The sequence below is a fragment of the Streptomyces flaveolus genome, from assembly GCF_014648815.1.
Classification (GTDB): Bacteria; Actinomycetota; Actinomycetes; order Streptomycetales; family Streptomycetaceae; genus Streptomyces; species Streptomyces flaveolus.
Genome location: NZ_BMRV01000010.1, coordinates 135,394 through 151,914, shown reverse-complemented (window position 1 = coordinate 151,914; position 16,521 = coordinate 135,394). Strand labels below are relative to the sequence as shown.

Below are 16,521 nucleotides of genomic sequence, written 5' to 3'. Positions count from 1 at the left end.
GAGGCTGGACCGGTCGACCGTGACGTCGTCGAGTCAGCTTTGGAGGGCGGTGCCGTGCGGAAACTCTCAGCCGTTGCGATGAAGCCCACGCACGAGAGATTCGTCGTGCGGGACGGACGGACCACGGAACCGGAGTTCCGCTGGCCGTTCGTCTCCGGCGAACCCGCCGAGGACGAGCGGGGCGGTGTGCCGCCGGCCGGCGAGCGACACCGGTGCGCGCTGTTCGGCCGTGACATCGAACTCGCCGCGCTCGACGGCCTGCTGGACGCCCTCCTCGTGGGCGGGGCCAGGCCGGTGCTTCTGCGCGGTCAATGCGGGGTGGGCAAGACCTCGCTTCTGGACGAGACCGCGACCCGGGCGAGGACGAAGGGCATCCGGGTGCTGCACGCCACGGGGGCGCAGTCGGAGGTGGGCCTTGCCTTCTCCGGCCTCCACCAACTGGTGCACGGCCTCCGCGACCTCTGCCTCAGCCTGCCGGCCGCCCAGCGGGACGCCCTCGACCGGGCGCTCGGCTTCACCCACGGCGCCCCGCCCGACCGGTTCACCGTCTCGGCGGCGACCCTGGCACTGCTCGGCCAGGTGGCGGAGAGCGGTCCGGTGCTGCTGATCGTGGACGACGCCCAGTGGATGGACCGGGCGAGCGTCGAGGTGCTCGAGTTCGTCGCACGCCGCCTCGGCCACCAGCGGATCGGCGTGCTGGCCGCGGTGCGCGCCGGCGAGGACAGCTTCCTGGACAGCGGCGGAAGTCCGGAAACCCTGGTGGAGCCGCTCGATGCCGCGGCAGCGGCTGCACTGCTGGAGGCCCGCCACCCCGGGCTGGCCCCGGCCACGCGGCAGCGGCTGCTGTCGGAAGCCGCCGGCAATCCGCTGGCGCTGCTGGAGCTTCCGGCACTCCTCAGCGAGGACCAGCTGTCCGGCCGCGCGGAACTGCCCTCCTGGCTGCCCCTGAACGAACGGCTGGTGGCCCTGTTCGCCGCCCGGGTCGAGGACCTTCCCGACGAGACCAAGGACCTCCTGCTCCTCGCCGCCTTCGAGAGCACCGGCAATGTGCGTACCATCTGGTCCGCCGCCCAGGGCGGGTGGGCAGACATCGACGCCGCCCTGGTGCCCGGGGAACGCGCGGGTCTCGTCAGCGTCGACGCACACGGTGGCCGACTGGTCTTCCGCCACCCCCTGGTCCGGTCCGCGATCGTCCAAGCGGTCCCTCCCGACCAACGCCGAGCCGCGCACCGGGCCCTGGCGGAGGCGCTCGACGCCGACCCCGAGCTGCAGGTCCGACACCTGATCGCGGCCTCCCTGGGCCCGAACGAGGGAACGGCACTCGCTCTGGAGAGCGCGGCCGAGCACGCGTCCCGGCACGACGCCCCGGTGATCGCCATGACCGCGCTGCGACACGCCGCGGAACTGAGCGTCAAGGCCGAGGACCGCTCCCGTCGGCTTGCCCGGGCGGCCCTGCTCGCCGCCCGGGCCGGCCGGGCGGAGGACGCCGCGGAGATGCTGGAGTCCGCACACCGGGAGGGCGCGAACCCCGAGGACGCGGCACGTGCCACGCTGGCGCACGCCTATCGCACCATCGAGCACGACGGCGACATGAGGGCCACGCACCAGGTGCTCGCCCGGGCGCTGGACGAGCTGACCGACTGGGAGCAGCGGGAGCCCGGCCGCCGCCCGGCCGACGACCTCGCCGACGAACTCCTGCAACTCCTCGTGCTGACGGCCGCGCACAGCGGCAGCGCCGAATTGTGGGAGCCGCTGGCCGCCCGGATGTCCGGGGCGTCGGACTTCACCAGGTGGTGCTTCGACGCCCTGGGTGACCCGGCACACAACGCCCACACCCTCCGACGGCGCTTCGACGACATCTCGGACGCGCTCGTCCGGGACTCCGACTGCCTGCGCCTGCTGCAGTTGTCGCTCGTCGCCGCGGACCTCGGCATCCCCTCGGGACACCGGATCGTGGAGCGCCGCACGCCCGACCGTTCGCGTGACGGCGGCACGCTCACCGGATGGGCCACCGAGACGGCCCTCAGGGGTGTGGAAGCCTTCCACGCCGGCCGGTGGGACGCGGTGGAGTCGACGGTCCAGGAGGCGCTGGCCTGGTCCCAGGAGCTGGGTCTGCGGATGTGCGCGGTCCGGATGAAGAGCCTGCTGGCCCTGGTCCACGGCGCCCGGGGAGAGACGGAGAGCCTGGAGCCGATCGCCGAGGAGCTGAGGGGCCGGGTGGCTTCCCAGGGCCTGGGAAGGGCTCAGCGACTGCTCTGGCACGCGCGGGGCTTGGCGGCACTGGCGCACGGGGACCACGACCGTGCCTTCTCCCATCTCGTCCGCATCACTCCGGCGGGCGCCTTCCGGCCCTACGCCCCGCAGGCGGTGACCTCCGTGATGGATCTGGTCGAGGCGGCCGTGGGGTCGGGCAGGACGAAGGAGGCCCGCGCGCACGTGGCGGCGGCCCGGGAAGCGCGTCTGGCCGAGATCTCCCCCGCGAACGCCCTGCTGGTCGCCGGCTCCGAGGCCCTGGCCGCTCCGGCCGAGACGGCCGGGCCGGTCTTCGAAGCGGCCCTGTCGCTGCCCGAGGCGGAACAACGACCGTTCGAACGCGCCCGCCTGCAGCTGGCGTACGGGCGGGTGCTGCGCTCGCACGGCAGCACCGACCTGGCCAAGGAGCACCTGAGTGCCGCGCAGGAGACGCTGGAGTGGCTCGGCGCGCGGCCGTGGGCCGAGCGCGCTCGCGCCGAGCTGGAGGCCGCGGGCGTCGCGTCCGACTCCGCGGAGGAGGCCGGACCGGTGGGCCTGACCGCCCAGGAGCTGCAGATAGCGAGGCTCGCGGCGACCGGCCTGAGCAACAAGCAGATCGCCTCGCAGCTGTTCCTCTCGCACCGCACGGTGAGCACGCACCTGTACAACCTGTTTCCCAAGCTCAAGATCACGTCACGGGCCGCGCTGCGGGACGCCCTGAGGCAGGCCGGACTCAATTGAGCAACCGCCGGGTGTGCCCGGCCTCACAGGTTCCGCGCGATGCTCCCCACCGCCTCCGGTCCCACCCGGCAGCACCCCCCGATCAGACGCGCCCCGGTGTCCCGCCACGCCCGTACGCGGTCCGGTGTGAAGGTGGAGCGGCCGGTCCAGCCGCGGGCGGCGGCGTCCCAGGACTCGCCGCTGTTGGGGTAGACGACGACGGGCTTGCCGGTGACCCGGGCGGCCGTCCCGGCCGCGCCCGCCACGTCCTGCGGGGCACAGCAGTTCACGCCCACCGCGACCACCTCCTCCGCGTCCGCCACCAGCGCGAACGCCTCCTCCAGCGGCTGCCCGGCGCGGGTGCGGTCGCCGTCGACGGTGTACGACAGCCAGACCGGCACGCCCAGTCCGCGCACCGCCCGCAGCAGCGCCGCGGCCTCGTCGGCGTCGGGGACGGTCTCCAGCGCGAGGACGTCCGGCCGGGCGGCGGCCAGCACCTCCAGGCGGGGCCGGTGGAAGCGCTCCAGCTCCGCGACCGAGAGGCCGTAGCGGCCCCGGTACTCGGAGCCGTCCGCGAGCATCGCCCCGTACGGTCCGGCGGAGGCCGCCACCCACAGCCGGCGGTCCGTGCGCGCGCGGCGGGCCGCCTCCCGGGCCAGCTCCACGCTCAGGGACATGAGCTCGGCGGCGCGTCGGCGGTCCGCCCCGCGCCGGGCGAAGCCCTCGAAGGTGGCCTGGTAGCTCGCGGTGATCGCCACGTCCGCGCCCGCCGCGAAGTAGGCGAGGTGCGCCCGGGTGATCGCCTCGGGGTCCTCGGCGAGCAACCGGGCCGACCACAGGTCGTCGCTCAGGTCGTGGCCCGCCGACTCCAGCTGGTTGGACATGCCGCCGTCGAGCACGAGGGGGCGGCCGGAGCCGAGGACGTCGGCGAAGTCGCTGGTCATGGCACGAGGTTAGCCAGCCCGGGGGGCACCCGCCGGGAGCGTGGTCCGTCCGGGAGGTCCTGGGCGTCCTGGCGGTGTACGCCGTCACCGGCAACCCGTCGACGCGGTGAAGGAGAAGGAGAAGGAGAAGGAGGCGCTCACGAAGGTCCGCGGCGTCACGGCGGCGGTGCTGGGGTACGCATGGGTGGTCCGGCGCACCGGGCACCGGTCCCGAGGTGACGCGCGGGCTCGTGGCTCGCGGCTCAGCCCTGCAGGCGGCGGCGCATCTGCGTCAGGCGGCGGTCGTAGTGGACGTGCCACCAGACCATCCACGCCATGGAGGCGACCGCGGCCGCCAGCATCCAGCCGCCCGCGACCACCGCACCGGAGGCGAACCACAGGGCCGCGGTGCCGAAGAAGATCACGGCGAGGAGGGGGAGCGCCCACCAGCGGTGGCGCCGCAGCCGCTGCCGCCGGGAGTCGACCAGCGCCGCCATGGCCCGACGTTGCCCGGGCTCCTCGGGCGGCGGCCCGCCCTTGAGGATCTGCCGTTCCATGGCGGGCACGTCGTCCGGATCGGTACCGGTGGCGCGGGCGTCGTGGCGCCGGCGCCGGCGTACCAGCCACACGACGTAGCAGCTCATCAGCGTGGCGCTCACGAGAGCCGGCAGCCACCCCGAGAATCCGTTGAAGGCCATGCGGGTCACGACACCGATGGCCAGGACCATCAGACCGATCACCCATAACTTGTCCTGCCACCGCCGCGCGGGGCGGCCGTCCTGTCGCTCGGTGCTTGCCATGTCCACCTTCCGGCCGGTCGAGGAAGCCGATGACTCCGGGTGACCGTCCGGGTACCCGCCCGAAGGCCCGGGACACTTCGGCGGGGACCGAAGCAACGGGACCGTAGCGTCGGGGACATGAGCGACCCGAACACCGTCACCGCGACCGTCACGCCCGCCGACGCCGTCACCGGCATGGTCGACCACGTCCTCGCCCTGGCCGCCACCTGGACCGGCTGGGACGGGGAACCGGCCCACGTCGACGACCGGATCTACACCCCGCACAAGGCCGTCCGGCGCGTCGCCGACCACCTGATCGACCATCTCGCCGAGCTGGAGGCGCGGCTGGCGGGGGAGCGGCCGCAGCCCGACCACTGGCACGCCTCCGTGATCACGACGGACGCGGACCGCGCGCCGTTCACCCGGGAGGACCTCGAAGAGGCCCGCAGCCGCCTCATCCGGCTCGCCCGGATCTGGGCCAACCGCCTCGACGCGCTCACCGGCGAACAGCTCGACCACTCGCCCGGCGAGGGCTGGAGCTTCCGCGAACTCGCCCTGCACGTCGCGGAGTCCGCGTACTACGCCGACGCCGTGGGGGACCTGTCGTGACCGCCTTCGCCGATCTGCACCGCGAGGGCGATCCGCTGCTGCTGCCGTGCGCCTGGGACCACGCCTCCGCGCTCCTCCTCGCCGGCCTGGGCTGCGCGGCGATCGGCACGACCAGCCTGGGTGTCGCGGCGGCGGGCGGGCTGCCCGACGGGGCGGCGGCGACCCGGGAGGAGACGCTCCGGCTGGCCCTCGCCCTGGGCTCGGAGCCGTTCCTCCTCTCCGTCGACGTGGAGGGCGGCTTCAGCGACGATCCCGACGAGGTCGCGGAGTTCGCACGGCAGTTGGCGGCCGTCGGCGCCGTCGGCATCAACCTGGAGGACGGCCTCGGCCCCGTCGACCGGCACGCGGCGAAGATCGCCGCGGTGAGGTCGGCGGCCCCCGGCCTCTTCGTCAACGCCCGTACCGACACGTACTGGCTCGGCGACGGCGAGGGGACCTCACGGCGCCTCGACGCCTACCGGGAGGCGGGCGCCCACGGCGTCTTCGTGCCCGGTGTGAGCGACCCGCGCACGATCGCCGCCCTGGTCCGGGACCTCGACGTCCCCCTCAACGTCCTCTACACCCCGGCGGGCCCGGCCCTGCCGCACCTCACCGACCTCGGCGTACGCCGGGTGAGTCTGGGCTCGCTGCTGTACCGGCGCGCGCTGGGCGCCGCCCTGGAGGCCGTGGCCGACATCCGGGCCGGGCGGGCTCCCGGCGGAACGGTGCCGAGCTACGACGACGTGCGAAAGCTGGGTAGTTGACCCCCGGGAGCGTCGCTCTGTGTGAAGCTGTCCCCATGGATCACCCGCGTGATGAAGTCAGGGCCAGGCTGCAGACCGATCGCCCGCACTCCGCCCGTGTCTGGAACTACTTGCTGGGCGGCAAGGACAACTACCCCGTCGACAGCCAGGTCGGCGACGTCATCCTGTCGACGTTCCCGGAGTTCGCGGCCGTCGCACGCCTGCAACGCAAGTTCCTGGCGCGCGCCGTGCGCTTCCTGGCCGAGGAGGCCGGCATCCGCCAGTTTCTCGACATCGGCACCGGCCTGCCCACCGCGGACAACACGCACGAACTGGCCCAGCGCATCGCGCCGGAGAGCCGCATCGTCTACGTCGACAACGACCCCCTCGTCCTGACGCACGCCGAGGCGCTGCTCACCAGCACCGAGGAGGGCGCCTGCGCCTACATCGACGCCGACGTGCGCGACCCCGACCGGATCCTCGCCGAGGCCGCCAAGACCCTGGACTTCGACCGGCCGGTCGCCCTGACCATGCTGGGCATCATGGGCCAGGTCGCCGACGACGACCGGCCCGCGGAGCTGGTCGCCCGGCTGGTGTCGGCACTGCCGCCGGGCAGCTACCTCGCCCTGAGCGACGGCACGAACAGCAACCCCGCCCTCAACACGGCCGTCGAGACCTACAACGCGCAGTCGGCCAACACCTACCACCTCCGGTCCCCGCAGGAGATCGCCGCCTACTTCACCGGGCTCGACCTCGTCGAACCCGGCGTGGTGGCGTCCGCCGCCTGGCGCCCGGACGCCACCGCCTCCCCGGAGCCCACGGCCGAGGTCGCCGTCTGCGGGGTCGCGCGCAAGGCCTGAGCGGACGGCGGGCGCGGGTCAGCCGGCGGCCGGCCAGTGCTCCAGCGCGACGTGCAGCGCGTCCACGGCCCTGTCCCACGACGCCTGGACGTCCCGCGGGGCACCGAAGGCCCCGGCGGCCTCCAGGGCGCAGTAGCCGTGGAAGGTGCTGCGCAGCAGGCGTACGGCATCGGTGAGGTCGGGCTCGCCGAGGCCGTACGCGCGCAGCATCCCGTAGGTGATCTCCGCGGTGCGGCGCAGCGCGGGGGAGTCGGCGGCGAGCGACTGGTCGACACGGATCTGGGTCGCGGCGTACCGGCCGGGATGGCTCAGTGCGTACGCCCGGTAGGCGCCCGCGAAGGCGGCCAGCGCCTCCTTGCCGGCCCGCCCGGCGACCGCCGCCGCGATCTCCTCGATCAGCTCGCCGCCCGCCAGCAGCGCCATCCGCACGCGCAGGTCGTGCAGGCCGCGGACGTGCGTGTACAGGCTCGCGTCCTTCACCCCCAGGCGCCGGGCCAGCGCGGAGACGGTGACGCTCTCGAACCCCGCCTCGTCGGCGAGGTCGGCGGCGGCCGCGACGACGCGCTCGGTCGTGAGGCCGGCTCGGGGCATGGGTCCACCTCTCCGGCGGGTGCGCTCGCATCGCGGAATGTTCCGCCCGCATCCTAGGACAGGCGCAGGTCCGCGCCCCCGGGGTCGCCCGTCCGCACGGACCGGCCCCGCGCACGGCCCGTGCGCCGGACGCCCTGCGAAGGCGCGGCGGGTGTGGCAGATTGACCGCCATGGACCCGTCGACGATGAGCACCGAGCAGCGCAACGAGCTCAACCGCCAGGTCGCCGAGCAGTTCCGCGCGCAGCGGGGCAGCGGGAAGATCGGCGAGATGATGCACGCCGACCGGATGCTCCTGCTCACCCACACCGGGGCCCGCAGCGGCACGCGGCGCACCACCCCGATGGGCTTCTGGCGGCTCGACGGCGACCGCGTGATGGTCGTCGCGTCCAACATGGGGGCGCCCCGGCACCCGGACTGGTTCCACAACATCGTGGCCCACCCCGACGTCACCGTCGAACTCGGCCCGGACACCTACCCGGCCGTCGCCACCGTCCTGGACGCGTCCGAACACGACCGGCTGTGGCCGCTGCTGCTCGAACAGGCGCCGTTCTTCGCCCAGCACCAGGAGCGGACCGACCGCGTCATCCCGCTGGTGGAGCTGCGCCGCACGACGGACTGACCGCCCGCGCGCACCTCAGCCGGCCAGCACCCCGCGCACGAACGCGTTGGTGAACTTGCCCTGCGGATCCAGCGACCTCACCAGCGCCCCGAAGTCACCGAGCCGCGGATAGCGCTCGCGCAGCACCGCCGCCGGGGTGGTGAACACCTTCCCCCAGTGCGGACGCGCGTCGAAGGCGTCCAGCGCCTCCTCCAGCCGTCGCACCACCGGCAGCACCGCTGCGGTGTCCTCGACCCAGGTGAAGTGCGCCGCCACCGTGTCCCGCCCGTACGCCGGGCCCAGCCACTGCTCGTCGGCGGCGACCGTGCGCACCTCGCAGGTCTGCAGCACCGGTGCGACGGTCTCCCGGATCGCGTCCAGCGCGCGCAGCGCGTCGAGGGCGTGCTCGCGCGGCATCAGGTACTCCGACTGGAGCTCGGCGCCACTGCTGGGCACGAACTCGGCACGGAAGTGCGGCAGCCGCTCGTGCCACGGCCCCGGCACCCCGAACTGCTCGGTGCAGTTGACGGCCGGCATGCCCGGCACCGGATGCATCTTCTCGGCGGCCGGTGCGGCGTACGGGAAGTCGGGCAGCGGCCGGTCGGTGCGCCGCTTGAGCCACACCTGGCGGAAGCCGGGCTCCCGCCAGTCGGTGAACAGGCTCACGCTGTAGGCCGCCGACATCACCGCCTCGAACGTCGCCGTGTCCAGTCCGGCCAGCGGCAGCTCGGTGAAGACGTGCTGCTCGACCTCGTAGGCCGGCTCCAGGTCGAGGGTGAGGGCGGTCACGACACCGAGGGCGCCGAGGGAGGTGACCGCGCCGCCGAACCGCTCCTCGCCCCGCGTGACGGTCACCGTCGAACCGTCGGCGGTGACCAGCTCCACCTCGCGCACGACGGACGCCAGCGAACCGTTGCCCACCCCGGAGCCGTGCGTGCCGGTCGCCACCGACCCGGCGACCGAGATGTGCGGCAGCGACGCCATGTTCGGCAGCGCCAGCCCCCGCGCGTGCACCAGCCGGGCCAGCTCCGCGTACCGGACACCGCCGCCCACCCGCACCGTACGGGCCGCCGTGTCCACGTCCACCTCGGGCGGCAGCGACGCCAGCGACAGCAGGACGCCCTCGGTGCCCGGCTCGGCGATCTCGTTGAAGGAGTGCCCGCTGCCCAGCACCCGCACCCGGGAGCTGTCCGCCACCAGCGACCGCAGCGCCGCCGTCGAGTGCGGCCGGAGCAGTTCCTTGGCCGTGTAGGTGATGTTCCCGGCCCAGTTGGTCACGGTGTCGGTCATGCCGTTGAACCTACCTTCCCGTGACACGGCGGTGTACGGGGGCGACGAGCGGTGGCTCCGCCCGCACGGCTCGGTGACGGGGCGCAACGCCACCGTCACCCGTGCGGACGGACCGGTGCCGGCTCACCGAGCACATCACGGCACCCCGCCCCCGGGCTGCCGCCGGGCGCCCGGCCGCCGGCACACATCGCGCGCCGGAAGGGGACCCGGCACGGATGATGCCGGGGCGGGGGCATACCGTGAGGAGTCGTACGTCCGAACCGGGAGGAGACACGTCGATGGACAGCCGTACCGCGCTGGTCGAGGATCTGATGGAGCGGTTCCCGCACGTGCCGCGCGAGGCCGTCTTCAAGGAGGACCTCCTGCGCGGCGGCGTGGCCTTCGACCCCTCCGCGCTGAGTGACAACGAGGATGGTGAGGTCAAGCCGAAGTCCTACTTCATCTTCTCCTTCGACCACGGCACCCTGCCAGAACTGGGCGAGGCCGCGCTGCGCCGCCCGCCGGAGGAGATCATCCTCACCGGCGGCCCCTACGACCTGCGCCGCACCGTCGTCTCGGTGCGCGTGAACCCGTCCTCGCCCTACCGCGTCGCCGCCGACGAGCACAACCAGCTCGGCCTCTACCTCGACGGCAAGCGGATCTCGGACGTCGGCGTGCCGCCGATGCCCGAGTACTACCGCCACACCCTCTCCAACGGGAAGTCGGTCATGGAGGTGGCCCCGACCATCCAGTGGGGCTACCTGATCTACCTGACCGTCTTCCGGGTCTGCCAGTACTTCGGCGCCAAGGAGGAGTGCCAGTACTGCGACATCAACCACAACTGGCGCCAGCACAAGGCGGCCGGCCGTCCCTACACGGGCGTGAAGGACGTCGAGGAGGTGCTGGAGGCCCTGGAGATCATCGACCGGTACGACACGGCGAAGGCCTCCACCGCCTACACCCTCACCGGCGGCGCCATCACCAAGACGGTCTCCGGCCGGGACGAGGCCGACTTCTACGGCCACTACGCCAAGGCCATCGAGGAGCGCTTCCCCGGACGCTGGATCGGCAAGGTCGTCGCCCAGGCCCTGCCCAAGCCCGACGTCCAGCGCTTCAAGGACTACGGCGTGCAGATCTACCACCCCAACTTCGAGGTGTGGGACGAGTACCTGTTCAAGATGTACTGCCCCGGCAAGGAGCGCTACGTCGGCCGCGACGAGTGGCACAAGCGCATCCTGGACTCCGCCGACGTCTTCGGCGCGCGCAACGTCATCCCGAACTTCGTCGCGGGCGTCGAGATGGCCGAGCCGTTCGGCTTCAAGACGGTCGACGAGGCCATCGCGTCCACCACCGAGGGCCTGCGCTTCTTCATGTCGCACGGCATCACGCCCCGCTTCACCACCTGGTGCCCCGAGCCCACCACCCCGCTCGGCAAGGCCAACCCGCAGGGCGCGCCGCTGGAGTACCACATCCGGCTGCTCCAGGCCTACCGGCAGACGATGGAGGACTTCGGCCTGGCCTCGCCCCCCGGCTACGGCCCGCCCGGGGCCGGCAACGCGGTCTTCTCCGTCAGCTCCTTCATGGACAGCCTGCCGGCGGACGAGCGCGTCGAGGCGTGAGCCGGCACCAGACGAGGTGAGACGTTCCGGCCCGGGCCCCCGTACGACTCCCGAGGGGCCGGGCCGCGGTCCGCGCGCCGGACCCGCGCGCTGTGAACACGGCGCTTGTCAGGTGTGCCGCAGGCATGCGAAGCTCTGCGCCTGCCGTGAGGCCCGTCCCCAACTCCGTCGTCAGTAACGCGAGTTGGCCTCGCCCGTGGATGCAGGAGTCCGATGCCCGACCTGCCGATCCCCCAGGACGCCGCCGAGGCCGCCCTGTTCGCCGAGTGCTGGGACACGGTGCTCTCCTACGCCGACCTGTGCACGGCCGGATCCGAGGCGGCCGGCCGGCTGGCCACCGAGGCGTTCACCCAGGGCATGCGCGAGGTCCGCGCCGCCGACGCCGCCACGGCCCCCGGCACCGCCCGCCGCCCCTCCCGGCTGCCCCGCGTCCCGCTACTCCTGACAGCCGTACGCACCACCGCGGCGGCCTGGGCGGACGACGGGCGCGGACACGAACTCGACCCCGACCTGCGGCTGTGGCTGGGCTCCCGGCAGGCCGCCCGGTACAGCGGGCCGCCGTCGCGGCGCCCCCTCGCACTGCGCGGCCTGAAGGACATGCAGGCCGCGGACGCCGAACTGCTGTGGCTGGCCGACGTGGAGGCGCTGCCGCTGCCCGTGGTGGCCCGTCGGATCGGCCTCGACCCGGCCTCCGCCTCCGCCGAACTCGCCCAGGCGCGCGACCTGTTCCGCGACCGCTGCCGGCGCGGCCACCTCGACGCGCCCCTGGACCCGGAGTGCCGCGGCTACGCCCGGATGCTGGACGCCGTGACCCGGCAGCCCGCCGCCGGCATGCCCGACGACCTCTCCCGCCACCTCGCGACCTGCGCCGACTGCGCCGGGGCCGCCGCCTGTCTGCGCCCGCACGGCACCGGACTGCCCGCGGCCCTCGCCGCCGGGGTGATCGGCTGGGGCGGCCTCGCCTACCTGGAGCGCCGCCGCCGGGCCGCCGAGGCACGTCTCGGCGCCGGACACCCCGGACCGGACGGCGACGACCGCGCCGACGGGCCAGGGGACGGCTCGCCCAGGGCCCGCGCCGTCCGCGGCGGCCTCCTCGCCACGGCCGTCCTGGTGTCCCTGCTGGCGCTCGGCGTCTCCCTGATGCCCGCCGACCGCTCCCCGGACACCGCGGCACGCGCCGAACGCGCCGACGGCCGGCCGGTGGCCGACCCCCGCCCGTCACCGCCGTACACGACCGGGGCGCCGCCGTCGGACACGCCACGGCCCTCCACCGACCCCACGGTGAGCACACCGGGCGCGGACCCCGGGAGCGACGGGCCGAAGAAGCCCGACCCGGAACCCCAGGGGACGTCCACCCCCACCTCCCGCGCCGCCGACGGCCCCTCCCCGTCGGCCCCCGGAACGGCCGCGCCCGCCGCCTGCCGCGTCCACTACGACCTCGTCCACCAGTGGCCCGACGGCTTCCAGGCCACCGTCACCGTCACCACCACCGCCGCCCTCGACTCCTGGCACGTCGCCTGGACCTTCCCCGACGGCCAGCGGGTCGGCCAGATGTGGGACGCGACCTACGGCCAGAACGGCTCCCGGGTGACCGCCGGCGCCGCCGACTACAACGCGGCCGTCCCCGCGAACGGCCGCCTCGCCTTCGGCTTCCTCGCCTCCTGGCGCGGCAGGAACTCCCCGCCGGACGACTTCACGCTCAACGGCCTGGACTGCGCGCGGACCTGACGCCGGCGGGCCGGAAAAAAACCCGTTGACGGGCCACGGTGCCGACCGGCTACTGTGGCGGCACGTCGCGCGGAGACCGCCGCGGGACGAGGAAGCAGACGTGAGGAGGTGTCGACCGATGGCTGTCATTGCGACGGGCGCTGCCCGCATCCCGCACACCATCACGTCCACCTCCGTGGCCGCCGGCTGACCTCACCCTTTCCGTCGCGCATCGCGCGGCAGCCGGGGCCGCCCTGTGAAGGGTCACCCTTGACTTCCCTCTCCGCTTCCTCCGCTCACTCCGCCCTGACCCCCTACGGCTGGGACGAGAACTGGGCCGACGCGTTCGCCCCCTACGACGCCGAAGGGCTGCTGCCCGGCCGCGTGGTCCGGGTCGACCGCGGTCAGTGCGACGTCGTCACCGCCGACGGCGTGCTGCGCGCCGACACCGCGTTCGTCACCCCGCACGACCCGCTGCGCGTCGTCTGCACCGGTGACTGGGTTGCGGTCGAACCCGACGGCAACCCGCGCTACGTCCGCACGTATCTGCCGCGCCGTACCGCCTTCGTGCGCTCCACCTCCTCCAAGCGGTCCGAGGGGCAGATCCTCGCGGCCAACGTCGACCACGCCGTCGTCGCCGTGTCGCTGGCCGCCGAGCTCGACCTCGCTCGGATCGAACGGTTCCTGGCGCTCGCCTGGGAGTCCGGCGCACAGCCCGTGGTCGTCCTCACCAAGGCCGACCTGGTGACCGACCCGGCCACCCTGGCCCACCTCGTGCAGGACGTGGAGACCGCCGCGCCCGGCGTGCCGGTCCTGTCCGTCAGCGCCGCGCACGGCGAGGGACTCGACGTCCTCGCCGCCGTCGTCTCCGGCGGCACGACGGTGCTGCTCGGACAGTCCGGCGCGGGCAAGTCCACCCTCGCCAACGCACTGCTCGGCGAGGACGTCATGGACGTCCAGGCCATCCGGGACGTCGACGGCAAGGGCCGCCACACCACCACCACCCGCAACCTCCTCGCCCTGCCCGGCGGGGGAGTGCTGATCGACACCCCGGGGCTGCGGGGCGTCGGGCTGTGGGACGCCGGCAACGGCGTCGGACAGGTCTTCGCCGAGATCGAGGAGCTGGCGCAGCGGTGCCGGTTCCACGACTGCGCCCACGAGAGCGAGCCGGGCTGCGCCGTCCTCGCCGCCATGGACAGCGGCGAGCTGCCCGTGCGGCGGCTGGAGAGCTACCGCAAGCTGATGCGGGAGAACCAGCGCATCGTCGCCAAGACCGACGCCCGGCTGCGCGCCGAGATCCGGAAGGAGTGGAAGCGCCGGGGCGCCATCGGGAAGGCGGCGATGGAGGCCAAGCGCGGCCGGGTGCGGTAACCGCCACCCCTCAGCGCGATGTCCGATTTCCGCCAGCCCGGTCCGCCGGCCTGGCGGAGACTGGACAGCGTGACCGAGAACGTGATGGAGACCGCCGAGCACGAGGACAGCAGGTACGAGGCCGTCCGCAGCCGGGACGCCCGGTTCGACGGGGCGTTCTTCTTCGCCGTCGAGACCACCGGCATCTACTGCCGGCCCAGCTGCCCGGCGGTCACGCCGAAGCGGCACAACGTGCGCTTCTTCGCGACGGCCGCCGCCGCGCAGGGTTCCGGTTTCCGGGCCTGCCGGCGGTGCCGCCCGGACGCGGTGCCGGGCTCGGCCGACTGGAACGTGCGCGCCGACGTCGTCGGCCGGGCCATGCGGCTCATCGGCGACGGCGTCGTCGACCGCGAGGGCGTCGCCGGACTCGCCGGCCGGCTCGGCTACAGCGCCCGCCAGGTGCAGCGCCAGCTCACCGCCGAGCTCGGCGCCGGGCCCGTGGCCCTCGCCCGGGCCCAGCGGGCGCACACCGCACGCGTCCTGCTCCAGACCACCGGCCTGCCGGTCACCGAGATCGCCTTCGCGTCCGGGTTCGCCAGCGTTCGGCAGTTCAACGACACGATCAAGGCCGTGTACGCGGCCACCCCGAGCGCCGTCCGCGCCGCCGCCCCGGCCCGCGACCGGACCTCCCGGCGAGCGGCCACCCCGTCCGCCGGCATCCCCCTGCGGCTCGCCCACCGCGGCCCCTACCGCGCCGGACCCGTCTTCGACCTGCTCCAGCGGGAGGCGGTCGCCGGCATCGAGGAGGTGAGCGGCCCGCCCGGCCGCCGCGTCTACCGGCGCACCCTGCGCCTGCCGTACGGCACCGGGATCGTCGCCGTCGAGGAACGGCCGGGCCGGCCGAGGACCGGCAGCGGCGGCTGGCTCGACGCCCGCCTGCACCTCACCGACCTGCGCGACCTCACCACCTCCGTGCAGCGGCTGCGGCGCCTGTTCGACCTCGACGCCGACCCGTACGCCGTCGACGAGCGGCTCGGCGCCGACCCTCGGCTCGCCCCGCTGGTCGCCGCCCGCCCAGGGCTGCGCTCACCGGGCACCGCCGACCCCGACGAGCTGGCCGTACGCGCCCTCGTGGGCCGGGCGGAGGCCGAGCGGCTCGTCCAGCGGTACGGCAAGGCACTCGACGCGCCCTGCGGCACCCTGACCCACCTCTTCCCCGAACCGGCCGTTCTGGCCGGGGCCGAGCCGCACGGCACCGCCGGTGCCCTCGCCGCCGCCCTCGCCGACGGCGCCGTACGCCTGGACCCGGGCGCCGACCGGGACGACGCCGAGCGCGCGCTGCTCGCCCTGCCCGGTCTGGACGCCGACACGGCGGCCGTCATCCGCACCCGTGCCCTCGGCGACCCCGACGTCGCCCCGCCCGGCCCCGCCGTGCCCGACACCTGGCGCCCCTGGCGCTCGTACGCTTTGAACCACCTGCGCGCAGCAGGAGAGTGGGAGCAGCACCGATGACCGTCACGACCACCGCCTCCGTCACGTACTGGAGCGAGCTCGACAGCCCCGTCGGCACGCTCCTCCTCACCGCCGGCCCGGACGGGGCGCTCACCTCCCTGTCCGTGCCCGGGCAGAAGGGCGGCCGCAGCGTCCAGGACGGCTGGCGGCACGACACCGGACCGTTCCGGGAGGCCGAGGCGCAGCTCGCCGCCTACTTCGCCGGGGAGCTGTCGGAGTTCCGGCTGCCGCTGCGCGCCGAGGGCACCGCCTTCCGGGAGCGGGTGTGGGCCGCCCTGGACGCCGTGCCCTACGGGGCGACCACGACGTACGGCGAGATCGCCGCGCGCATCGGTGTCTCCCGCCCGGCGGTGCGCGCCGTCGGCGGCGCGATCGGCGCCAACCCGCTGCTGATCCTGCGCCCCTGCCACCGCGTGATCGGCTCCGACGGCTCCCTGACCGGCTACGCGGGCGGCCTGGAACGCAAGACGCGGCTGCTCACCCTGGAGGGCGTCCGGCTCTAGCCGGCCAGCACCGCCCCGAGCCACGCCGCGGTCACCAGCAGGCAGGCGAACAGTTCCGTCAGCACGCTCCCGCCGCCCGAGCGCATCGCGGTGCGCAGGGCCGCCACCGCCTCGCCGTGCCGGCCGAGACGCAGCCGTTCGGCCAGGTAGATGCCGCCCATGAAGCCCGGGATCGCCCCGACCACCGGGATCAGCACGAAGCCGAGGAACGCCCCGGCGCCCGCGTACGCCGCCATGCGGTGGGTGACCTCGTCCGAGCGCGGCCACCGGGGCGGCAGCGCCCAGCGCACCGCCCTGGACACGAGCAGCACGACCGTCGAACCCACCAGGACGAACCACGAGACGGGCTGCGGATCCTTCAGCGACCACCACGCCACCCCGGCCCACACCAGCCACGACCCCGGCATGCCCGGCAGCAGCACGCCGCACAGCCCGAGCAGGATGACCAGGCCGGACAGCAGGAGGTCCCACGCTCCCATCTGTCCAGGGTGCAGGAGGTCCGCGCGGTCCGCAGAACTCCGCGGGG

At 74.2% G+C, this 16,521-nt stretch carries 15 protein-coding genes; 10 read left to right on the top strand and 5 right to left on the bottom strand.

The genetic code is table 11. The features are described 5' to 3' along the window. Positions 1-78 precede the first annotated feature (78 nt). Positions 79-2,973, top strand: coding sequence for a helix-turn-helix transcriptional regulator (locus IEZ05_RS23125; RefSeq protein ID WP_189232129.1), 2,895 nt, complete (start codon positions 79-81; stop codon positions 2,971-2,973). A gap of 23 nt (positions 2,974-2,996) precedes the next feature. Here IEZ05_RS23125 and mmuM read toward each other — a convergent pair whose 3' ends face one another. After that, positions 2,997-3,896 (bottom strand): homocysteine S-methyltransferase, encoded by a 900-nt coding sequence (mmuM, locus tag IEZ05_RS23120; protein ID WP_189232128.1) that lies wholly within the window; start codon positions 3,894-3,896, stop codon positions 2,997-2,999. Positions 3,897-4,138: 242 nt separating this feature from the next. Beyond that, a complete protein-coding gene (locus tag IEZ05_RS23115) occupies positions 4,139-4,675 on the bottom strand; it encodes a hypothetical protein (protein WP_229869820.1) in 537 nt (178 codons plus the stop codon). Between the two features lie 117 nt (positions 4,676-4,792). On the opposite strand from IEZ05_RS23115, the gene IEZ05_RS23110 reads away from it, so the two are divergent. Genes IEZ05_RS23110 through IEZ05_RS23100 form a run of 3 tightly spaced genes read left to right on the top strand, consistent with a single transcriptional unit; the run spans position 4,793 to position 6,845 of the window. Further along, positions 4,793-5,263, top strand: coding sequence for a hypothetical protein (locus IEZ05_RS23110; protein WP_189232126.1), 471 nt, complete (start codon positions 4,793-4,795; stop codon positions 5,261-5,263). Then, positions 5,260-6,006, top strand: coding sequence for an isocitrate lyase/PEP mutase family protein (locus IEZ05_RS23105; RefSeq protein WP_189232125.1), 747 nt, complete (start codon positions 5,260-5,262; stop codon positions 6,004-6,006). The genes IEZ05_RS23110 and IEZ05_RS23105 overlap by 4 nt, the downstream gene beginning before the upstream one ends. A gap of 35 nt (positions 6,007-6,041) precedes the next feature. After that, positions 6,042-6,845 carry an SAM-dependent methyltransferase gene (locus tag IEZ05_RS23100; protein WP_189232124.1) on the top strand — a complete coding sequence of 268 codons (804 nt, stop codon included), beginning with the start codon at positions 6,042-6,044 and terminating at the stop codon, positions 6,843-6,845. Positions 6,846-6,863: 18 nt separating this feature from the next. Here the strand turns inward: IEZ05_RS23100 and IEZ05_RS23095 are convergent, their stop codons facing one another. Then, entirely contained in the window at positions 6,864-7,436 is a 573-nt protein-coding gene (locus IEZ05_RS23095; RefSeq protein WP_189232123.1) for a TetR/AcrR family transcriptional regulator, read from the bottom strand. 170 nt (positions 7,437-7,606) lie between these two features. On the opposite strand from IEZ05_RS23095, the gene IEZ05_RS23090 reads away from it, so the two are divergent. Further along, positions 7,607-8,056, top strand: coding sequence for a nitroreductase/quinone reductase family protein (locus IEZ05_RS23090; RefSeq protein ID WP_229869819.1), 450 nt, complete (start codon positions 7,607-7,609; stop codon positions 8,054-8,056). 15 nt (positions 8,057-8,071) lie between these two features. On the opposite strand, the gene IEZ05_RS23085 is transcribed toward IEZ05_RS23090, so the two are convergent. Beyond that, entirely contained in the window at positions 8,072-9,325 is a 1,254-nt protein-coding gene (locus IEZ05_RS23085) for an FAD-binding protein (RefSeq protein WP_189232122.1), read from the bottom strand. A 278-nt stretch (positions 9,326-9,603) separates the two neighbouring features. On the opposite strand from IEZ05_RS23085, the gene IEZ05_RS23080 reads away from it, so the two are divergent. The 5 genes from IEZ05_RS23080 (at position 9,604) to IEZ05_RS23060 (ending at position 15,995) form a co-directional block, all read left to right on the top strand. Then, positions 9,604-10,923 (top strand): radical SAM protein, encoded by a 1,320-nt coding sequence (locus tag IEZ05_RS23080; RefSeq protein WP_189232121.1) that lies wholly within the window; start codon positions 9,604-9,606, stop codon positions 10,921-10,923. Positions 10,924-11,136: 213 nt separating this feature from the next. Then, positions 11,137-12,651 (top strand): cellulose-binding domain-containing protein, encoded by a 1,515-nt coding sequence (locus IEZ05_RS23075; RefSeq protein ID WP_189232120.1) that lies wholly within the window; start codon positions 11,137-11,139, stop codon positions 12,649-12,651. Between the two features lie 249 nt (positions 12,652-12,900). Then, positions 12,901-14,001 (top strand): ribosome small subunit-dependent GTPase A, encoded by a 1,101-nt coding sequence (gene rsgA, locus IEZ05_RS23070; protein ID WP_189232119.1) that lies wholly within the window; start codon positions 12,901-12,903, stop codon positions 13,999-14,001. Positions 14,002-14,085: 84 nt separating this feature from the next. Beyond that, positions 14,086-15,492, top strand: coding sequence for a bifunctional transcriptional activator/DNA repair enzyme AdaA (locus IEZ05_RS23065; RefSeq protein ID WP_189232232.1), 1,407 nt, complete (start codon positions 14,086-14,088; stop codon positions 15,490-15,492). Further along, positions 15,489-15,995 (top strand): methylated-DNA--[protein]-cysteine S-methyltransferase, encoded by a 507-nt coding sequence (locus IEZ05_RS23060; protein WP_189232118.1) that lies wholly within the window; start codon positions 15,489-15,491, stop codon positions 15,993-15,995. The genes IEZ05_RS23065 and IEZ05_RS23060 overlap by 4 nt, the downstream gene beginning before the upstream one ends. Here IEZ05_RS23060 and IEZ05_RS23055 read toward each other — a convergent pair. Then, a complete protein-coding gene (locus IEZ05_RS23055; protein WP_189232117.1) occupies positions 15,992-16,474 on the bottom strand; it encodes a DUF456 domain-containing protein in 483 nt (160 codons plus the stop codon). The two genes, IEZ05_RS23060 and IEZ05_RS23055, sit on opposite strands and share 4 nt — an antisense overlap. Between the last annotated feature and the right edge of the window lie 47 nt (positions 16,475-16,521).